The organism is Mesorhizobium sp. M0938 (assembly GCF_040319125.1).
GTDB classification, from domain to species: Bacteria; Pseudomonadota; Alphaproteobacteria; order Rhizobiales; family Rhizobiaceae; genus Mesorhizobium; species Mesorhizobium robiniae.
Genome location: NZ_JAMYNS010000008.1, coordinates 61,928 through 78,830, shown reverse-complemented (window position 1 = coordinate 78,830; position 16,903 = coordinate 61,928). Strand labels below are relative to the sequence as shown.

16 protein-coding genes are annotated in these 16,903 nt (G+C 62.7%); 7 read left to right on the top strand and 9 right to left on the bottom strand.

Annotated features, from left to right (window positions below; translation table 11 throughout):
* Positions 1 to 522: 522 nt before the first annotated feature.
* The 4 genes from NKH73_RS15985 to NKH73_RS15970 all read left to right on the top strand — a co-directional run bounded on the left by NKH73_RS15985 (position 523) and on the right by NKH73_RS15970 (position 4,540).
* Positions 523 to 1,734 carry an amidase gene (locus NKH73_RS15985; protein ID WP_352933169.1) on the top strand — a complete coding sequence of 404 codons (1,212 nt, stop codon included), beginning with the start codon at positions 523 to 525 and terminating at the stop codon, positions 1,732 to 1,734.
* Between the two features lies 1 nt (position 1,735).
* Entirely contained in the window at positions 1,736 to 2,635 is a 900-nt protein-coding gene (locus tag NKH73_RS15980) for a LysR family transcriptional regulator (protein WP_352933167.1), read from the top strand.
* Between the two features lie 86 nt (positions 2,636 to 2,721).
* Positions 2,722 to 3,390, top strand: a complete 669-nt coding sequence (locus tag NKH73_RS15975) for a DUF1007 family protein (RefSeq protein WP_352933164.1) — start codon at positions 2,722 to 2,724, stop codon at positions 3,388 to 3,390.
* Between the two features lie 4 nt (positions 3,391 to 3,394).
* Entirely contained in the window at positions 3,395 to 4,540 is a 1,146-nt protein-coding gene (locus tag NKH73_RS15970) for a nickel/cobalt transporter (protein WP_352933162.1), read from the top strand.
* 28 nt (positions 4,541 to 4,568) lie between these two features.
* Here NKH73_RS15970 and denD read toward each other — a convergent pair whose 3' ends face one another.
* The 4 genes from denD to NKH73_RS15950 all read right to left on the bottom strand — a co-directional run bounded on the left by denD (position 4,569) and on the right by NKH73_RS15950 (position 7,504).
* The gene (gene denD / locus NKH73_RS15965) at positions 4,569 to 5,546 is read right to left on the bottom strand and encodes a D-erythronate dehydrogenase (protein WP_352933160.1); all 978 of its coding nucleotides are present in this window, start codon (positions 5,544 to 5,546) and stop codon (positions 4,569 to 4,571) included.
* A gap of 1 nt (position 5,547) precedes the next feature.
* Positions 5,548 to 5,754 carry a hypothetical protein gene (locus tag NKH73_RS15960; protein ID WP_352933158.1) on the bottom strand — a complete coding sequence of 69 codons (207 nt, stop codon included), beginning with the start codon at positions 5,752 to 5,754 and terminating at the stop codon, positions 5,548 to 5,550.
* A gap of 63 nt (positions 5,755 to 5,817) precedes the next feature.
* Positions 5,818 to 6,804 (bottom strand): cation diffusion facilitator family transporter, encoded by a 987-nt coding sequence (locus tag NKH73_RS15955; protein ID WP_352933155.1) that lies wholly within the window; start codon positions 6,802 to 6,804, stop codon positions 5,818 to 5,820.
* A gap of 13 nt (positions 6,805 to 6,817) precedes the next feature.
* Complete coding sequence (locus tag NKH73_RS15950) at positions 6,818 to 7,504, bottom strand: GNAT family N-acetyltransferase (protein ID WP_352933153.1); 687 nt, start codon at positions 7,502 to 7,504, stop codon at positions 6,818 to 6,820.
* An 83-nt stretch (positions 7,505 to 7,587) separates the two neighbouring features.
* On the opposite strand from NKH73_RS15950, the gene NKH73_RS15945 reads away from it, so the two are divergent.
* Complete coding sequence (locus NKH73_RS15945; protein ID WP_352933151.1) at positions 7,588 to 8,826, top strand: pyridoxal phosphate-dependent aminotransferase; 1,239 nt, start codon at positions 7,588 to 7,590, stop codon at positions 8,824 to 8,826.
* 6 nt (positions 8,827 to 8,832) lie between these two features.
* Positions 8,833 to 9,213: a YciI family protein gene (locus NKH73_RS15940; RefSeq protein WP_352933148.1), complete on the top strand. Its 381-nt coding sequence runs from the start codon at positions 8,833 to 8,835 to the stop codon at positions 9,211 to 9,213.
* Positions 9,214 to 9,222: 9 nt separating this feature from the next.
* On the opposite strand, the gene NKH73_RS15935 is transcribed toward NKH73_RS15940, so the two are convergent.
* From NKH73_RS15935 to trhO, 3 genes are all read right to left on the bottom strand, one after another.
* Complete coding sequence (locus NKH73_RS15935; RefSeq protein WP_352933146.1) at positions 9,223 to 9,978, bottom strand: SDR family oxidoreductase; 756 nt, start codon at positions 9,976 to 9,978, stop codon at positions 9,223 to 9,225.
* 209 nt (positions 9,979 to 10,187) lie between these two features.
* Positions 10,188 to 10,952 (bottom strand): tellurite resistance TerB family protein, encoded by a 765-nt coding sequence (locus tag NKH73_RS15930; RefSeq protein ID WP_352933144.1) that lies wholly within the window; start codon positions 10,950 to 10,952, stop codon positions 10,188 to 10,190.
* Between the two features lie 243 nt (positions 10,953 to 11,195).
* Positions 11,196 to 12,113, bottom strand: coding sequence for an oxygen-dependent tRNA uridine(34) hydroxylase TrhO (trhO, locus tag NKH73_RS15925; RefSeq protein WP_352933143.1), 918 nt, complete (start codon positions 12,111 to 12,113; stop codon positions 11,196 to 11,198).
* Between the two features lie 172 nt (positions 12,114 to 12,285).
* Here trhO and NKH73_RS15920 point away from each other — a divergent pair, with 172 nt between their 5' ends.
* Positions 12,286 to 12,924 (top strand): 2-dehydro-3-deoxy-phosphogluconate aldolase, encoded by a 639-nt coding sequence (locus NKH73_RS15920; protein ID WP_352933142.1) that lies wholly within the window; start codon positions 12,286 to 12,288, stop codon positions 12,922 to 12,924.
* A gap of 120 nt (positions 12,925 to 13,044) precedes the next feature.
* Here NKH73_RS15920 and mepK read toward each other — a convergent pair whose 3' ends face one another.
* Together mepK and NKH73_RS15910 are read right to left on the bottom strand one after the other, a co-directional pair.
* Positions 13,045 to 14,934 (bottom strand): peptidoglycan L,D-endopeptidase MepK, encoded by a 1,890-nt coding sequence (gene mepK, locus NKH73_RS15915; protein WP_352933140.1) that lies wholly within the window; start codon positions 14,932 to 14,934, stop codon positions 13,045 to 13,047.
* 369 nt (positions 14,935 to 15,303) lie between these two features.
* Entirely contained in the window at positions 15,304 to 16,809 is a 1,506-nt protein-coding gene (locus NKH73_RS15910) for a sigma-54-dependent transcriptional regulator (protein ID WP_352933138.1), read from the bottom strand.
* Positions 16,810 to 16,903: the final 94 nt, after the last annotated feature.

Genomic DNA, 16,903 nt, shown 5'->3' with positions numbered 1-16,903 from the left:
TTTCGGCGCGCACAAAGGCTGCGGGACGCGGGCTCTCGGCCTCGCGAACACGCGGTGGACAAAGGCGGGACGAAAATCCATGGAACCAGCCGGTGGAGACCCCGGAACCATGAAGCGCCGTCTCGCGGCGGTGAACCTTGGCCTTGCCCGGCCTCGGTTCGCTTTGTCTGCCTTGGCTTGGATGGGAGACCCGTCCGCACTGCCGGCAATGAAGGTGTGCCTCTTCAGTAACCCCGGTCTTTGGACGACCGGCAGAACACCAGAAAGGCCCGCACCGTCGTTGCTTCAAGGTGTCCTCGGTTTGGTGGTTGGCCACTAAACCGACTGGAGGGGTTGGCTCCAGTTACCTTACCGATATCCCTCACCATTTTGAGGATCGGCGGACACCCACAGGCACGTGCGACTTTGGGCAAGCGCGATATAAGGTCGAAGGATTTCACAATCAATAAAAATCGACAGGCAAGGTTGTAAAATTTCCAACGGCGAACAATGTTGGACAGACTGTATCCGGATATTGAACGCATGACAGGCACTCGCGGCCCTTTGAACGCTTTTCTCGACCTCGACCAGATCCCAGGGCAGATACATGGTGCCAATAGGCAATCAGGCCCGCTTGCCGGCCTGCGGCTGGCCGTCAAGGACATCTTCGACGTGGCCGGCTACCGCACCGGCTGCGGCAATCCGCAGAGACAGCGTGAGGCCTCGCCCGCCACAGCAACCGCGCCTGCCGTCCAGGCACTGCTTGATTCGGGCGCGTGCTTCGTCGCCAAGACGCAAACCGACGAGTTCGCCTTTTCGCTGATGGGGCTGAACGCGCATTTCCCCTCGCCGGTCAATCCGGCCGCACCCGACCGCATCACCGGCGGTTCGTCGTCCGGATCCGCCTCGGCGGTCGCCGGTGGTCTTGCCGACATCGCCACCGGGTCCGACACCGGCGGCTCGATCCGCGCGCCGGCAAGTTTCTGCGGTCTGATCGGCCTCAGGATTACGCATGGCCGCATTTCGCTCGATGGCACCATGCCGCTGGCCCCTTCCCTCGACACGTTCGGGTGGTTTGCCAAGGATATGGCCACCTATGACAAGGTCGGCGCAGTACTGCTCGGCGACGATCTGCACCGTCGCGAACTACAACGCCCCCTCACGCTCGATGCGCTGGACGGGCTCCTGCTCGGCCCGCAGGAAGCCGATGCATACCGCGGCATGATCCGGCATGTCTCTTCGGTTATCGGCGCGCCGCAGACCACCGGCCCGCTCTCGCATTCCACCGACGATCTCTACTGGTGCTTCCGCAAGCTGCAGGGATACGAGGCCTGGCAAAATCATGGTGCCTGGATCTCGCAGGAAAACCGGATGCTGGGCCCCGGCGTCAAGGAACGCTTCGAGCATGGCGCGACCATCGACGCCGCGACGGCGCGACATGAAACGCAGCGCCGCGGCGCCTTCCGTCTCGAACTTGCCGAGCGTCTTGGCGAGGACGGCGTTCTTGTGCTGCCGACCGTGCCGGGCGCCGCCCCGCTCAAGGCCGACTCCTTCGATGATTTGCAGATCTACCGCGAACGCGCGCTGAGACTATTGTGTCTTTCCGGCCTGTCAGGCTTTCCGCAGATCACCCTGCCGCTCGGCAAAGTCGACGGCGCTCCATTCGGCCTGTCGCTACTCGGACCAAAGAACAGCGACCGGCAGTTGCTGACGCTTGCCGCACGCATCCTTTCAGCCAACCAAAAGAGCGCATGACATGGACACGCTGACCCGCATGCGCGCCTTCATCGACGTAGTCGAGGCCGAAGGTTTTTCGGCGGCGGCGCGCAAGATCGGCCGCTCCAAGGCGCTGCTGTCCAAATATGTGCGCGAGTTGGAGGACGAGCTCGGCGCGCTTCTGCTTAACCGCACCACACGGCAGTTTTCGATGACAGAGGCTGGGCACACCTATTATCGGCGCGCCTCCGAAATCGTGCGCGAGGTCGACAGCCTCGCCGATGCGGTGCGCGAATCCTCCGGCGACGTGCGCGGCAGGATCAAGCTTTCAGCGCCGCGCACATTTGCCGACGCACCGATCGGACAGTCGCTGATCGACTTCGCCAAGCAGCACCCCGACATCGTGCTCGACATTCATCTCGACGACCGCTTCGTCGATCTGGTCGAGGAGGGGTTCGATCTCGCCGTGCGCATTTCGCGGTTGGAAAACTCCTCACTGATCGCGAGGCGGCTGGCGCCGTTTTCGGTGCGGCTCTGCGCATCTCCCGAGCTGATTGCCAAGCACGGCATGCCGGTGCGGCCGCAGGACCTTGGCCGTATGCCCTGCATCATTGATACAAATGGCCGCTGGATGACCAACTGGCCGTTCAAGGGTGACAGCGGCGACACAGTGAGCGTTTCGGTCTCCGGCCCGATCGAGGTCAACAGTCCGATGGCCGCAAGGGCCGCTGCCGTGGCTGGGTTGGGATTTACCATCCTGCCGGATTTCATCGCCGCGCCAGATATCGAAAGCGGCCGGCTGGTGACTGTGCTGGACGACCGCATCCTTTCGGGTAGCGGCATCTTCGCCGTCTATCCGCACCGGCGCTATTTGCCTGCCAAGGTTCGCGTCTTTGTCGACTTCCTGGTGCAGTGGTTCAAGACGAATGACAGCGCATGAGCCTTTTAGCCGCCTCGCGGTCCCATTTTCGCCCCCTTTCTGATAACTCTCGATATTTACCGAAGTCGATGGAATCGCGACCGAGAATGCATCTGAAACGGCAAGCAATCATGATGGCTTCGGCCATGGCGGCGACATTTGCCATGGTCGTGCCGGCCGAAGTGCATCCCCACGTCTTCGCCGAGGCCCGCCTCGAAGTGGTTCTCAGCCCGGATCACCAAAGTGTGAAGGCGTTGCGCCATCTCTGGCGCTTCGACGATTTGTTTTCGAGCACGGTGATGATGGAATTCGACAAGAATTCCGACCTGAAACTCGACGACAAGGAGTTGAAGGAAGTCGCCGACACCGTCCATGCTTCGCTGGCGGAGTTCAATTACTTCCAGCTCGTCACCGTCGACGGCAAGGACGAGGCGATGAACCCACCGCCGCAGTTGATGGCCAATTTCGACAACGACCAACTCATCATCCTGTTCGAATCCGAACCGAAGGCGCCGATGAAGCTGGCCGGCAAGATCGATATCGGCGTCTACGACCCGACCTTCTACACGGCGATCGATTTCACCGAGGATGCCAATCTGCAGGTCGACGGCATGCCGCCGACATGCACGAGCAAGGTCGTTCGTCCGAACCCCGACGAGGCGATCGCCGAGAACCAGAAGACGCTGACGGACGCCTTCTTCAACGATCCGACGGGCACGGATATGAGCAAGATTTTTGCGACCAAGCTTGAAATGAACTGTCAGCGAGAAGGATAATCCGGTGACGAAACCGTCCCTGCGTTTGGCGTTCGGCCTTTTGGCCGTCGCCCTCGTGCTGACGCACTTACTCGGCGCCGCCCACGCCCAGAGCTCGCTGGGCATCGGCACCAATGACGGGATAGCTCCTACAACCGGCCCGTTCGCCCATGTCCTGATGTGGATCAATCTGCGCCAGCAGGAATTCTATCGCGCGCTTGCCGGCGCGATGAAGGCGATGCGCGAGGACGGCAGCAAGCTGTGGCTGCTTATCGGCCTGTCCTTCGCCTATGGCATCTTCCATGCCGCCGGCCCCGGTCACGGCAAGGCGGTGATCTCATCCTACATGGTGGCCAACGAAGTTGCGCTCAGGCGCGGCATCATGCTGTCCTTCGTCTCGGCCCTGCTGCAGGCGCTGACGGCCATCCTCGTGATGATGCTCGCCTATTTCGTCCTGCGCGGCACCGCCATATCGATGACCGACGCGGCATGGTTCCTCGAAATTGTAAGCTATGTCTTCGTCACGCTGTTCGGCGCCTGGCTTCTGTGGCGCAAGGCCGGTCCTGCTATCCTTCGCCTGTTCGGCGCCAACCCTGCCTACAGCCTCTCTGCCGCCCATGCCGGCCATTCGCACACAGGCCACGCACATTCTGCACATGCGCATTCAGCGCATTCCCATGCGCTTCACGCACATGGCCATGACGGCCACAACCATGATGACCACGATCACGGCGCACACGACCATGACCATGGCGGGCACGATCATCATCACCATGCGGCGGGCGAAATCTGCGAGACATGCGGGCATTCGCACGCGCCCGACCCGGCGCTGCTTTCCGGCGACCGCTTCGACTGGCGCACTGCCTGGTCGGCGGTGGCTGCGGTCGGCATCCGGCCCTGCTCGGGCGCGCTGATCGTGCTGAGTTTTGCCATGCTCAATGGGCTATGGTTCGGCGGCATCCTGTCGGTGCTGGCCATGGCGCTCGGCACCGCAATCACCGTCTCGGTCCTGGCGACGCTGGCGGTGACGGCCAAGAACTGGGCGGTCTATTTCGCCGGCGATGGCCGCATGGGCAACCGCATCCATTCGATCATCGAGATCGGCGGCGCGGCCTTCGTCTTCCTGTTCGGACTGCTGCTGCTTTCGGCGAGCCTGACCGCTGGCGGCTGACGCTTGGGCGCGTCCGACTGGACGCACTCTAGCTCGCGACTTTTCCGTCCAGCTCGTCCTCGATATGCGCGCGGATGATGTCGTCGAAGCTGGTTTCGGCGGCAAAGCCAAGCTCCCTCGACCGCCGCGCCTCGAACCGTGTCGGCCAGCCCTTGACGATGGCCCAGATGGTATCGTCGGGCTCCTCGCGGATCAGCTTCACCGCGCTGGCGCCGGCAATGCGTTCCAGTGCCTCGATCTGCTCGCCGACCGTGACGGCGACGCCGGGCATCGTCAGATTGCGGCGCGGGCCGACGGCGCTGCCGTCGATCCCTGCTGCGTGGATCAGAAAATTCACCGCCGAGCGCGGGCTGGCATGGGTGTGCAAGACAGAGCGCGGCACCGGCAATATCGCTTCCTGGCCGCTCAACGGCTCGCGGATGATACCGGAGAAGAAGCCCGAGGCGGCCTTGTTCGGTTTTCCGGGCCTGACGCAGATGGTCGGCAGCCTGATGCCAATGCCGTCGAAGAAGCCGCGCCGCGTATAGTCGGCCAAGAACGCTTCGCCCATCAGCTTCTGCGTGCCGTAGGAGGTCAATGGTGTCGGGTGGAATTCGTCTGGTATAACGTCCGGAAATGGCGCGCCAAACACGGCGATCGACGAGGTGAAGACGATGCGCGGTGCAAACCCGGTCAGCCTTATGGCATCGAACAGCGCCCTGGTGCCGTCGAGATTGACGCGGTAGCCGAGATCGAAATTGGCTTCCGCCTCGCCTGATACCACACCTGCTAAGTGGAAAATCACGTCGGGGCGCGATGCGACCAACCTTTCTGTCGCGCTCGGCGCAGCAAGATCGCCGGTGTGGATGGCAACATCGACGCCTTCCAGGACCGGCGCCTGCGGCGGCACGATGTCGTGAAGGTCGAGCGCGGCGATCTTCCGGCCGTTGAGCGTCCCGTCCTTCGCCAGCCGGGCGATGAGCTTGCGGCCGACCATACCTGCCGCGCCGGTTATCAAAACACGCATATCAATGATCCCTTTTGCGCTGGCTGCGGCCACGCAACCAGAACACGACGAAAATGGCCCCCATGAAAATGGCGGCAACAACAGCGGCAAGAATGGTCGAGACGCGGCCGACTGCCAGCATCACGGTTGGCAAATAGTAGGCGGCGATGCCGAACAGCAGCAGCACCCAGAGGGCGCCTATCGCCGCGTTGCGCGTGTCGCGGTCCATCAAGTCGTCCCGACTCGGCGGGAATTCATCAAGTTCGTTACCAATGCCATGGAACTCCCGGTGTCAGTGATAATGGCCATGATGCGGAGCCGCATCGTGCGCATGGTCGTGCTCGCCATCATGCTCCTGATGGCCATCGGCACACTGGCCGAATTCCGGTTCTACGGTGGCGTGGGCAATGCCATGCTCGGCGGCAAGCCGTTTCTTGATGGCGCTGACCGCTTTGTGGGCATCGACGCCATCATTGAGGCAGGCATGCAAGGTCGCCATGTTGCTTGACCCGTCGAGCGACCAGACATGCATGTGATGCACCTCGCGCACGCCCTTGACCGTCTTCTCTATGTCCCTGGCGATCAGGTCGCGATCGAGGCTCGCCGGCACGCCTTCGAGCAGGACATGGGCTGCTTCGCGCATCAGCGACCAGGCCGTGGACAGGATCAGCAGCGAGACAAGGACGGACAGGATCGGATCGATAGGCGTCCAGCCCGTCGCCAGGATGATCAGCGCAGCTATGATCGCTGCCGCCGAGCCAAGCAGATCGCCGAGCACGTGCAGGATGGCGCCCCGCATGTTCAGGCTGTCGCGGTCGCCGCCGTGCAGCACGAGGAAAGAGGCGATATTCACTAGCAGGCCGGCGATCGCAACGACCAGCATCGGCCCGCCGAGCACGGGCGCGGGCGTCAGCAAACGTTCCCAGGCCTCATAGATGATCCACAGCGCAATGGCGAAAATCGCGATGCCGTTGGTATAGGCGACCAGCGTCTTGACCCGGCCGAAACCATAGGTGAGGCGAACGGTGGCCGGCCGGCCGGCCAGATGAAAAGCATACCAGGCAAGGCCGAGCGCGATACAATCGGCGAGCATGTGGCCGGCATCCGCCAGCAGTGCCAGCGATCCAGTGAAGAGACCGCCAAGCGCTTCCGCGACCATGAAGCCGGCGGTCAGGCAGGCCGCGACCAGCACCCGCTTCTTATCGGTTGAGCCGTGCGCATGGCCGGCGCCGTGGCTGTGGGCATGCCCCTGCGGACCGTGATCATGGGTATGCGCCATTCATGAACTCCCGCTACGCGCCGAACTCGGCGCGGAAATCCTCCAGCCGTCGCTTCTGCCGGCCGTCACCATCGAAATTGGCCGGATCGAGCCATGCTTCATAGGCTCTGCGCAATGCCGGCCACTCCTTGTCGATGATCGAATACCAAGCGGTATCGCGGTTTTCGCCCTTGACCACAAGATGCTGGCGGAAAATGCCCTCGAACTTGAAGCCGAAACGTTCCGCCGCGCGCTTCGACGGCTCGTTGCGGTTGTTGCATTTCCATTCGTAGCGGCGATAGCCAAGCTCATCGAAGATGTATTTCATGAACAGGAACTGCGCTTCCGTCGCCGCCGGCTTGCGCGAGATCAGCGGCCCCCAATAGATGTTGCCGATCTCGATCACGCCATAGGCCGGATCGATGCGCATCAGCGTCTGGCGTCCGGCAATTTTCCCGCTGGCCTTGTCGATGACGGTGAAGAACAGCGGATCTTCGCTGGCTTCGGCCTTGTCCAGCCAAGGCTGGAAGGCGGCACGGGTCTGCGGTGGGTAGTCAGGCAGCCAAGCGAAGCGGCCGTCTATGTCGGGCACCGAAGATGCTTCAAACAAGCCGTCGCCGTGCTTTTCAGCGCTGAGCGGTTCAAGCCTGACAGTGCGACCCTCCAGGACTTTACGTTCGGGCCGCGGGCGCGGTTGCCAATTCTCAAGGTTTTCCGACACCAAAAACTCCAATCCGTTTGACTTTTGTGAGCGGACGCTCACAAAAACGCTCGCTCGATGAAAGAACCACACGGACGGGAAAAATGCTCCACACGATTTCGGCCTTCGATCGTCTTGGCGAGGAAAATGCCTTCGCGGTGCTGGCGCGTGCCACCGCGCTCGCCCATCAGGGCCGCGATATCGTCAATCTCGGCATCGGCCAGCCCGACTTCAAGACGCCGCAGCACATTGTCGAGGCAGCGATCAAGGCGCTGCGCGACGGCCATCACGGCTACACGCCGGCCAACGGCCTGCTGGCGACGCGCGAAGCGGTGGTGCGCCGCACGCTGACCACCACCGGCATCGAGGTGTCGCCCGAGGCCGTGATGATCCTGCCCGGCGGCAAGCCGACCATGTTTGCCGCGATCCTGATGTTCGGCGAACCGGGCGCTGAAATCCTCTATCCCGATCCCGGCTTTCCCATCTATCGCTCGATGATCGAGTTCACCGGCGCCGAACCGGTACCGGTGCCGATGCGCGAGGAGAACGGCTTTGCCTTCTCGGCGCAGGAGACGCTGGCGCTGATCACGCCGAAGACCAGGCTGCTCATCCTCAACTCGCCGGCCAACCCGACCGGCGGAGTCACCCCCCGCGCCGAGATCGAGAAGCTGGTCAAGGGGCTGGAAGCGCACCCTGATGTCGCCATCCTCTCCGACGAGATTTACGACGTGATGACCTATGACGGCGAGACGCACTGTTCGCTGCTCAATTTCCCTGAAATCCGTGACCGGCTGATCGTGCTCAACGGCTGGTCGAAGACCTGGGCGATGACCGGCTGGCGCATGGGCTGGTCGATCTGGCCGAACGGTGACAAGGGCGCCCACCTCTACGACAAGGTGCGCAAACTGGCGGTCAATTGCTGGTCCTGCGTCAACGCGCCGAGCCAGTATGCCGGCATCGCCGCCATCGACGGCCCGCAGGACGACGTCGACAAGATGATGCGCGCCTTCGACCGCCGCCGGAAAGTCGTGGTCGAGGGGTTGAACGCTTTGCCTGGCGTTTCCTGCATCACGCCGAAGGGCGCGTTCTATGCCTTCCCCAATGTCTCAAAAACCGGCTGGAAGGCCAAGAAACTCGCCTCGGCTTTGCTCGAGGATGCCGGCGTGGCGCTGATCGGCGGGCCTGATTTCGGCATTCTCGGCGAGGGCTATATCAGGCTGTCCTACGCCAACTCCGAAGAGAACATCCTGCGCGCGCTGGAGCGGATCGAGACATTTCTGGGCAAGTGGGCAACCGCGATCCCGAAATCGATTTCGGGGGATCATGCGACCGACGAAAGGTGACGTCAGATGTTCTACGCAATCCTCGCCTATCACGTGGAAGAAGCGATCACGGCGCTGACGCCGGAGGAGGACGCGGCGCTGATGGCCGACCTGCTCCAGATCAACGATCGGCTCCACCGGGAAGGCGTTCTTGGGCCGGCTGCGCGGCTTGGGGCGACACAAGACGCCTTTACCTTGCGCGGGCCGGGTGCCGGAATGGTCATTGATGGCCCCTTCGCCGAGACCAAGGAGCAATTGTTGGGGCTCTACGTTGTCGACTGCGCCACGCGTGATGCCGCGATCGCGGTTGCACGCGACCTTCGTCGCGTCAATCCGACCGCCGTCTACGAAATCCGCCCGATTTCGCTGTATCTTCCCGGCGTGCCGCTTTCGGTCACGCCATCCTAGACCGGCTGCTTACCCTCGCCCGACGAATGGCATCTTCGTCGCCATCACGGTCATGAACAGCACATTGGCGTCGAGCGGCAGGCTGGCCATGTGAACGACGGCATCGGCGACGCGCTCGACGTCCATCACCGCTTCGGCGGCGATGGAGCCATTGGCCTGCGGCACCCCGACCGTCATCGCTTGCGCCATCTCGGTCAAGGCGTTGCCGATGTCGATCTGGCCGCAGGCGATGTCATAAGGCCGGCCGTCCAACGCCAGCGTCTTGGTCAGCCCGGTAATGGCGTGCTTGGTTGCGGTATAGGGCACCGAGCCCGGTCGGGGGGCGTAGGCCGACACCGAGCCGTTGTTAATGATGCGGCCGCCCATCGGTCGCTGCCTGCGCATGGCGCCAAAGGCGGCGCGGGCACATAGGAACGAGCCGGTCAGATTGACCCCGACGATGTCGTTCCACACCTCGACCGGGATCTCGTCGATCAACGTCGACTTGTAGCCCATGCCGGCATTGTTGAAGAGCAGGTCGACACGACCGAAAGCCGCCGCCACCGTCTCGAACAGATCGTCGACCTGGTCGGCCTTGCTGATGTCGCAGGCAACCGCCAGCGCCTTGGCTTGTGTCGATCCTGCCTCGGCGATTGCCTCTTTCAGCACCTGCTTGCGGCGTCCACAGAACACCGTATTCCAGCCGGACTTGAGCAGCGCCGTAGCGACGCTTTTGCCGATGCCCGTGCCGGCGCCAGTGACGATGGCTGTTTTGTAGTTTGCCATAGCTTCCTCCGATGAAAGCGAGCCATCGCAAATGATGGGAATGATGGCAAGACCGATGACGTCAACAAAAGGGCGGCCATTGGCGGCCGCCCTGATCTGAACCGAGCTTGGGAGGAGGAAAGCCGATCCGACTGCCTAAAATCATGCGCTTGCCGGGTTAACGAAACGTTAGCGCGAAATCTTGCCGGTCAGCCCTCTATGGTTGCAGCTTACCAGCGCGAATTGGGCGCGGTCTTGCTGGCAGCCTTTGCTGACTTGCTGGCGCCCGATGCCGGCACCTTTGCCGCCGACACCGTCGCCTCGACGTGGTCGACCAGCGCGTCCGGCAGGCCGAGGCGGCCGGCGAGCAGATCGAGATAGCCGCGTTCGGCACGCGTATCCGGATCGATGGTGAGGCGCGAGGCGGTGTAGAGTTCGAGCTTCTGCGCGTCGGTTTGGGCGCCAGCGACCAGCGTATCCAGATCGAGCGGCGTTTCCAGCTCCGACATCAGGAATTTCTCGGCGTCGGAGTCGATGCCCGCGAGGCTGAGCTTGCCGGCAATCTTTTGCCGCTCGCCGTCATCGATATGGCCGTCGGCCTTCGCCGCCGAAATCATCGCCCGCACCAGCGTCAGCGTGAATTCGTTCTCGCCTTGCGGCGCCTGCGAGGGGTGGAAGGGGGTATCGGCGGGCGGCGGCAGCAATTCCGGTTCGCCAGCTGCCTGCGTCTCAGCTGGCGCGCTGCCGCTCTTGTAGTTCTGGTAGGCTTTGTAAGCGAGGCCGCCGATCGCAGCCAGGCCGCCGAGCTTCACCGCAGTGCCGGTGACCTGACGGCCGGCGCCGGTTCCAAGCAGCACCGCAGCGAGCGCACCGGCCGCCAGCGGATTGTCCTTGGCCATCTGCACCGCCTGACCCGCCTTGTCGCGGACGGTCGACCCCGTTCCGGGAATTTGCGAGCCGAGCAGATCGTCGAGAAGCTTCTTGGGATCGAACATCAATGCCTCCAGAATTGGCCCGGCCGTACGTGCACGGGCAGGTTTTCGGACGTTGAAGAGGTAGGCCCCGCATATTGACATTACAATGACGGATGAGCGCTTTACTACCGACGGCGGAAGCAAGGTGATGCCAGGATTTACCTTGTCCTGACGTAACGGCCCGCAATTTTTGGAAAGCACGATGCGCAGTTCAGATGTGTTAGGGCGTACTTTGGATGTTCAAGTGGACGCGCGAAATACGCTCTAACGTCCGATATGGCTGCGCCCCCCGCGCGCTTGCGCCAGTTCGACCTGGCGCTGGCGCTCGGCATAGCGTGCACGATCCTCGTCTGAACGAGTGTCGAAGCAGTGCGGGCACGAGGTGCCGGCGGCGTATTTCGGCGATAACAGGTCCTGCCCGGTCAGCGGATGCCGGCAGGCGCGGCACAGTTCGGCCTCTCCCTCGACCAGGCCGTGCGACACCGAGACACGCTCGTCGAAGACGAAACACTCGCCCTGCCAGAGGCTCTGTTCGGCGGGCACTTCTTCGAGATATTTCAGAATACCGCCCTTGAGATGGAACACGTCCTCGAACCCGAGCGACTTCACATAGGCTGTCGCCTTCTCGCAGCGTATGCCGCCGGTGCAGAACATGGCTACCTTCCGGCCGACGAGCTCGGCCCGATGCTGCTCGACCCAGGCCGGAAATTCGCGAAAGCTCGCCGTGGCGGGATCGACCGCCCCCTTGAAGGTGCCAATCGACACCTCATAGGAATTGCGCGTGTCGATGACGATCGTGTCCGCATCCGAGATCAACGCGTTCCAGTCGGCCGCCGCGACATAAGTGCCGGCGCTTGCCGCCGGATCGATATCCCTAACGCCCATGGTGACGATCTCGCGCTTCAGCCGCACCTTCATGCGGTGGAACGGCATTGCAGCGGCACTGCTGTATTTGACCTCGAGACCGGCGAGGCCTTCGATGGATTCGAGATGAGCGATGAGCCCGGCGATATCAGCTTCGCTGCCGGCGACCGTGCCGTTGATGCCCTCATGCGCCAGAAGCAGCGTGCCTTTGATACCGCGTCCGCAGCAGAAGGCGGCGAGCGGCGCGCGTAACGCCTCGAAGTCGTTGAGCCGGGCAAACCGGTAGAGCGCGGCGACGCGAAAAGGTTGATTGGCCATCGCCGAAGCCACTAAACGCTGATGAGAGCCGTTTCAAGGCTGATGCGTGGATCAGCCTCTCCCTGGCGGCTTTGATGGCTGGCAGTGCGTGACACTGCGACACGCGTCGTTTCGTGGACAGAAAAACAGCCTTCTGCTAACCGGTTGAACGGATCAATACGGAGAGACGACAATGCCCAGCAGGACCGAAAAGCTACTGTCGCTCCTTAACGGCCAGCCGGTCATCCCGGTGCTGAAGATCGCCAATGTCGCCGACGCCGTGCCGCTGGCGCGTGCCCTGGCGCGCGGCGGCCTGCCGGCGATCGAGATCACGCTGCGGACCGCCGATGCGCTGGAGGCGATCCGGCTCGTGGCAAGCGAAGTCGAGGGCGCCGTCGTTGGCGCAGGCACCATTCTGGACGCGCGCCAGTTCGGCGAGGCGGCAGCTGCCGGTTCGAAGTTCATCGTCAGCCCCGGCATCACCCGCGAGCTTCTGGCAGCCGCGAAGGACAGCGACGTGCCGTTGCTGCCCGGCGCCATCACGCCGGGTGAGATCATGGCCGCCCGCGAGGCAGGCTTGCGTTTCCTGAAATTCTTCCCGGCGGAACAGTCGGGCGGCATCGCATCGCTCAAGGCATTCGCCTCGCCGCTCGCGGATGTCAAATTCTGCCCGACCGGCGGCATCACCGGCAAGAACGCCGCCGACTATCTGAGCCTGCCCAACGTCATCTGCGTCGGCGGCTCCTGGGTAGCACCGGACGATTTGGTCAAGGCCGGCAGGTGGGACGAAATCGAAGCCTTAGCGCGCGCGGCGAGCAAGCTCGGGCGCTAGTCTAGAGACACTTTCAGTCCAATTGGATTGGCTGCATCGCCGGCGGCATTCTTGTTTGCGAACAGCAAAAAAAGCCGCCCGGGTTGCCCGGCGCGGCTTTTTTATTGCTTGATCGATCCGCTACTTGGTCTGGAAGCGGGCAACCGACAGGAACTTGACGGCATTGCCGGTGAACCGATTGGCGTCGGCCATCTGGTCGTTCGACTGGAAGCCTGCGGTGTAGACCTCGCTCGGCGGCGTGTGCACGATGTTGTAGGCATAGCGCGGTGCTGTCGTGGCGCTGGAGACGGTGGCGACATTCTCGCCGCTGTTGAGCGCCCAACGTGCGGTCTTCGGCTCGGCGGCGACCACCACGGACTTCGGACCAGGCTTCAGGTCACGGACGGTCGCCCTGGCTGCCTTGCGGGTGGTTTTCACACCCGCTCCGATCGCCGCAGCCGGATCGGAGCCGGCCGGGCGGGCAAAAACAGCCTGGCGCGGCGATGCGGCATTGACGTTCGCCGGATCGACCAGGACCGAGCTCGGCTGGGAGAGCGAGGCGACCTGGTATTCGTCGGTTGCGCTGACCCGCTCGAGGACGGCCTTGACGGCATCGGGCTGGACTTGGTCGGCCTGGTTTTGATCGGGCTTGATTTGGTCGGGCTTGATTTGGTCGAGTTCGGCCAGGTTGGGCCGCGCCGACGGCAGCACCGAGAATGCATCGGTAGCGGTCTTGCCGCGCCCGGCCGTATCCGCCAGCGCCAAAAGCACATCCTTGTCCTGCGGCGCAAGATCGGTCGCAGCAAGGTCGGTCGGCAGCGAGTGATCGGGACGCCAGGTCGGCAGCGGAATGTTGTTGGCCACAGCCTGCATCGAACCGGCGGCGGCGGACGGATCGGCCATGCCGAAGGGGCTGCTTGCCGGCGCTTGCGCGGTTGCCACCGCCTGTTCGGTGGTGGCAGTGGCATCCGCCACGCCGAACGGAACGTTTTCGGGCGGCTGGGCGCCGACATCGGTCTTCGGACGCGGGGCGAAATCAGGCAGCGGAACGCTGCGCGCCGGCAGCGCCGCGATGATCGTTTCGGGCGTGTCCTCTTCCGGTTCCGGAGCAGGCGCATCGGCGATTTGCGGAATCTCGGCGCGCTGCGCATCCTGAGGCGACACGATGGCAATGCCCGGAAGGTTGCCGCTCTTGGCTACCGGCGCCGGCTTCGCGTTCGCCAGCTTCACGGTCTTCTGCTTCGGCGCCGGCACGGCTGCTACATCGGCGCTGTCGTCCGCCTCGTCTTCACCACCGCCGAAGAAAGCCGCCAGCAGGCCACCGGATCTTTTGGAACCGCCACCTGCGCTGGCCAGTTCGATGGCGGGGCTGCCGGCGCCCTTGCGCGCCTTGTAGGAGGCGAGCGCCTGCGAATAGCCGGGCAGCGGCTTGCCGTCGCTTGGCACGTGCAGCGTCTTGCCATTGGGGAACACGCGCGCCAGTTCCTGGCGGCTGATGCCTGGCCAGTGGCGCACATTGCCGACATCCATATGAACGAAGGGCGAGCCGGACGACGGATAATAGCCGACGCCGCCGCCCTGCATCTTGAGGCCGATATCGCGCAGTTTCTTCAGCGGCACGCCGGGAATGTAGAAGTCCATCGCTTTGCCAAGCGTATGCTGGCTTTTCTTGGCAACACCCCTGCTGCGGCTGCGCAGCATCGAGTTCGTAGACGACGAGCGATAACCGCAAACGACCTGGATGTAGCCGGAGGCGCCGCTTTGCCGATATGCCTCCCAGACCAGGTCCAGCAAGCGCGGATCCATCTTGGTCGGCTCGTTGCGGCGCCAGTCGCGCAGGATGATATTGATTTTTTTCAGACCCGACTGGTCGTAGCGGCCGCCGCGCTTGAAGACGATCTCCGCCTTCTCTTTGGTGTGGAGGTTATAGAGTTTCAGCGAACGCGTCTGCGCGCTGGCGCCGGTCTCAGCCGCTACAAGGAAGCCAAAGGCGAAAATCACGGCTGCCAGCCATCTCGGCCAGACGCTCATGTGATAGTGCCGCCCGTTTGTGTGTCGTTCGACTTTGTTCAAATCAAAAGGCCTTGCAGGCTGCCGTTTGTCCCCGGATTTGACCAACGGATGCGGTGATGTTCGCATCCGAATATCGATCCTAATGGTTAATCATCGCTTATTGAAGCCGAAATGCGGTAACACCGTGGCGATATCCCGTCAAAAATATTGCGCAGGGTTTCTTGGTAAACTGCTGGTTTAGATCAGGTTTCGGCCTTTGCCTTGAACACGATCTGTTACCGGCCGCCTCAATGCGTGAACACAGGCGCAGGCCGCCGGCCGATGTACCTCACGCCTCATCGACGATTGTCCTGATTGCCTGGTTGGCAAAGCATCGGACTTGTTTTGTTACGAAGCGAGCTGGTCGATACGGCCTGTTTCCGGATCGATGCCGTATTCCTTGAGCTTCCTGTAGAGCGTGGAGCGGCCAATGCCGAGGCGACGGGCAACTTCGCTCATCTGGCCGTTGTAATGGTTGATGGCGAGCTTGATCATTTCGAGTTCGACGTCGGCCAGTGCGCGCACATTGCCGCGTTCATCGAGCGCCCGCAGCGTGCCGAAGCGGGGCAGCGGCATGACTGGCGGATCGAGCTCGGTAGCAGCGTTGCCGTTGATGGCCGGCGCGGGATATGGCAACGCGACATGCGCATCGAGGTTGATGGTTCCCTCGACCTGCGCCCGGATCTGAGGAAACTCTTCCTCGGTCAGCACATTGCCTTCGCAAAGCACCGAGGCCCGGAAGACGGCATTTTCCAACTGCCGGATGTTTCCCGGCCAGTCATAGGCCTGCAGCATGGCAAGCGCAGCAGCCGAAATGCCGTGCAGACGGTGACGTGGATCGGTGGGCGCAATCTTCTCCAAAAAGTGCTCGACCAAGTAGGGTATGTCGTCGCGACGGTCGCGCAGCGGCGGCACGAAGATCGGATAGACGTTCAGCCGGTAGAACAGATCCTCGCGAAACTTGCCGTCCTTGACCTGCTGCAGAAGGTTGCGGTGTGTCGCCGAGATCAGCCTGATGTCGACCCTGACTGTCGAACGCCCGCCGACCGGATCGACCTCACCGTCCTGCACGGCGCGCAGCAGCTTGACCTGCACGTCGAGCGGCAGGTCGCCGATCTCGTCGAGAAAGAGCGTGCCCGAATGCGCCTCGACGAATTTGCCGGTGTGTTTTTCGGTGGCGCCGGTGAACGACCCCTTCTCGTGGCCGAACAGGATCGATTCGACCAAATTGTCGGGGATGGCGCCGCAATTGACAGTAACGAAGGGTTTTGAGCGGCGATCGCCGCTGCCCTGGATGGCGCGCGCCACCAGCTCCTTGCCGACGCCGGATTCGCCCTCGATAAGGATCGGGATGTTGGACGCGGCCGCCTTCTGGCCGAGACGGATCACCCGATCCATCGCCGGGCTGTGCGTGATCATGTCCTTGAAGGTCAGATGGCCACCGCGCCGCCGCGACGAGCGCTTCACTTCGCCCTCGACCGCCTCGACCTTGAGCGCATTGCCGATCGATGCCTGCAGCCTGTCGGGAGAGGCCGGCTTGACGACGAAATCGAAAGCACCGTGACGCATCGCCGAAACGACGGTTTCGATGCCGCCCTGGGCGGTCTGCACGATGACCGGAACATGGATGCCGCGCTCACGCATCGCCTTTAGCACGCCGATGCCGTCGAGGCCCGGCATGACGAGGTCGAGGATAACCACCGAGACGTCCCGCGCATGAGGCCCGTCGAGAGCGTCGAGACCGGCCTCGCCGCCATCCGTGATGATCGCACTGTGGCCGAATTTCGTCACGGCCGCCTCGAGCAGCCGGCGCTGCACGGGATCGTCGTCGACTATGAGTATGGAACCTGTCATGACTGGTTCAACGATGCTCGCCCACTATGCCCACCCTATGGATCATCTTGGCACAGGGTTCTAAATAAGCTTTCAAAAAACCCGGTGAACGAAT

What these genes read in the sequence shown, in the direction of transcription:
- NKH73_RS15945 (WP_352933151.1), top strand. Translation starts at nt 7,588, where the DNA reads ATGCTCCACACGATTTCGGCCTTCGATCGTCTTGGCGAGGAAAATGCC.
- mepK (WP_352933140.1), bottom strand. Translation starts at nt 14,934, where the DNA reads ATGAGCGTCTGGCCGAGATGGCTGGCAGCCGTGATTTTCGCCTTTGGC.
- NKH73_RS15920 (WP_352933142.1), top strand. Translation starts at nt 12,286, where the DNA reads ATGCCCAGCAGGACCGAAAAGCTACTGTCGCTCCTTAACGGCCAGCCG.
- NKH73_RS15960 (WP_352933158.1), bottom strand. Translation starts at nt 5,754, where the DNA reads ATGGACCGCGACACGCGCAACGCGGCGATAGGCGCCCTCTGGGTGCTG.
- NKH73_RS15985 (WP_352933169.1), top strand. Translation starts at nt 523, where the DNA reads ATGACAGGCACTCGCGGCCCTTTGAACGCTTTTCTCGACCTCGACCAG.
- denD (WP_352933160.1), bottom strand. Translation starts at nt 5,546, where the DNA reads ATGCGTGTTTTGATAACCGGCGCGGCAGGTATGGTCGGCCGCAAGCTC.
- trhO (WP_352933143.1), bottom strand. Translation starts at nt 12,113, where the DNA reads ATGGCCAATCAACCTTTTCGCGTCGCCGCGCTCTACCGGTTTGCCCGG.
- NKH73_RS15935 (WP_352933146.1), bottom strand. Translation starts at nt 9,978, where the DNA reads ATGGCAAACTACAAAACAGCCATCGTCACTGGCGCCGGCACGGGCATC.
- NKH73_RS15910 (WP_352933138.1), bottom strand. Translation starts at nt 16,809, where the DNA reads ATGACAGGTTCCATACTCATAGTCGACGACGATCCCGTGCAGCGCCGG.
- NKH73_RS15980 (WP_352933167.1), top strand. Translation starts at nt 1,736, where the DNA reads ATGGACACGCTGACCCGCATGCGCGCCTTCATCGACGTAGTCGAGGCC.
- NKH73_RS15955 (WP_352933155.1), bottom strand. Translation starts at nt 6,804, where the DNA reads ATGGCGCATACCCATGATCACGGTCCGCAGGGGCATGCCCACAGCCAC.
- NKH73_RS15940 (WP_352933148.1), top strand. Translation starts at nt 8,833, where the DNA reads ATGTTCTACGCAATCCTCGCCTATCACGTGGAAGAAGCGATCACGGCG.
- NKH73_RS15975 (WP_352933164.1), top strand. Translation starts at nt 2,722, where the DNA reads ATGCATCTGAAACGGCAAGCAATCATGATGGCTTCGGCCATGGCGGCG.
- NKH73_RS15930 (WP_352933144.1), bottom strand. Translation starts at nt 10,952, where the DNA reads ATGTTCGATCCCAAGAAGCTTCTCGACGATCTGCTCGGCTCGCAAATT.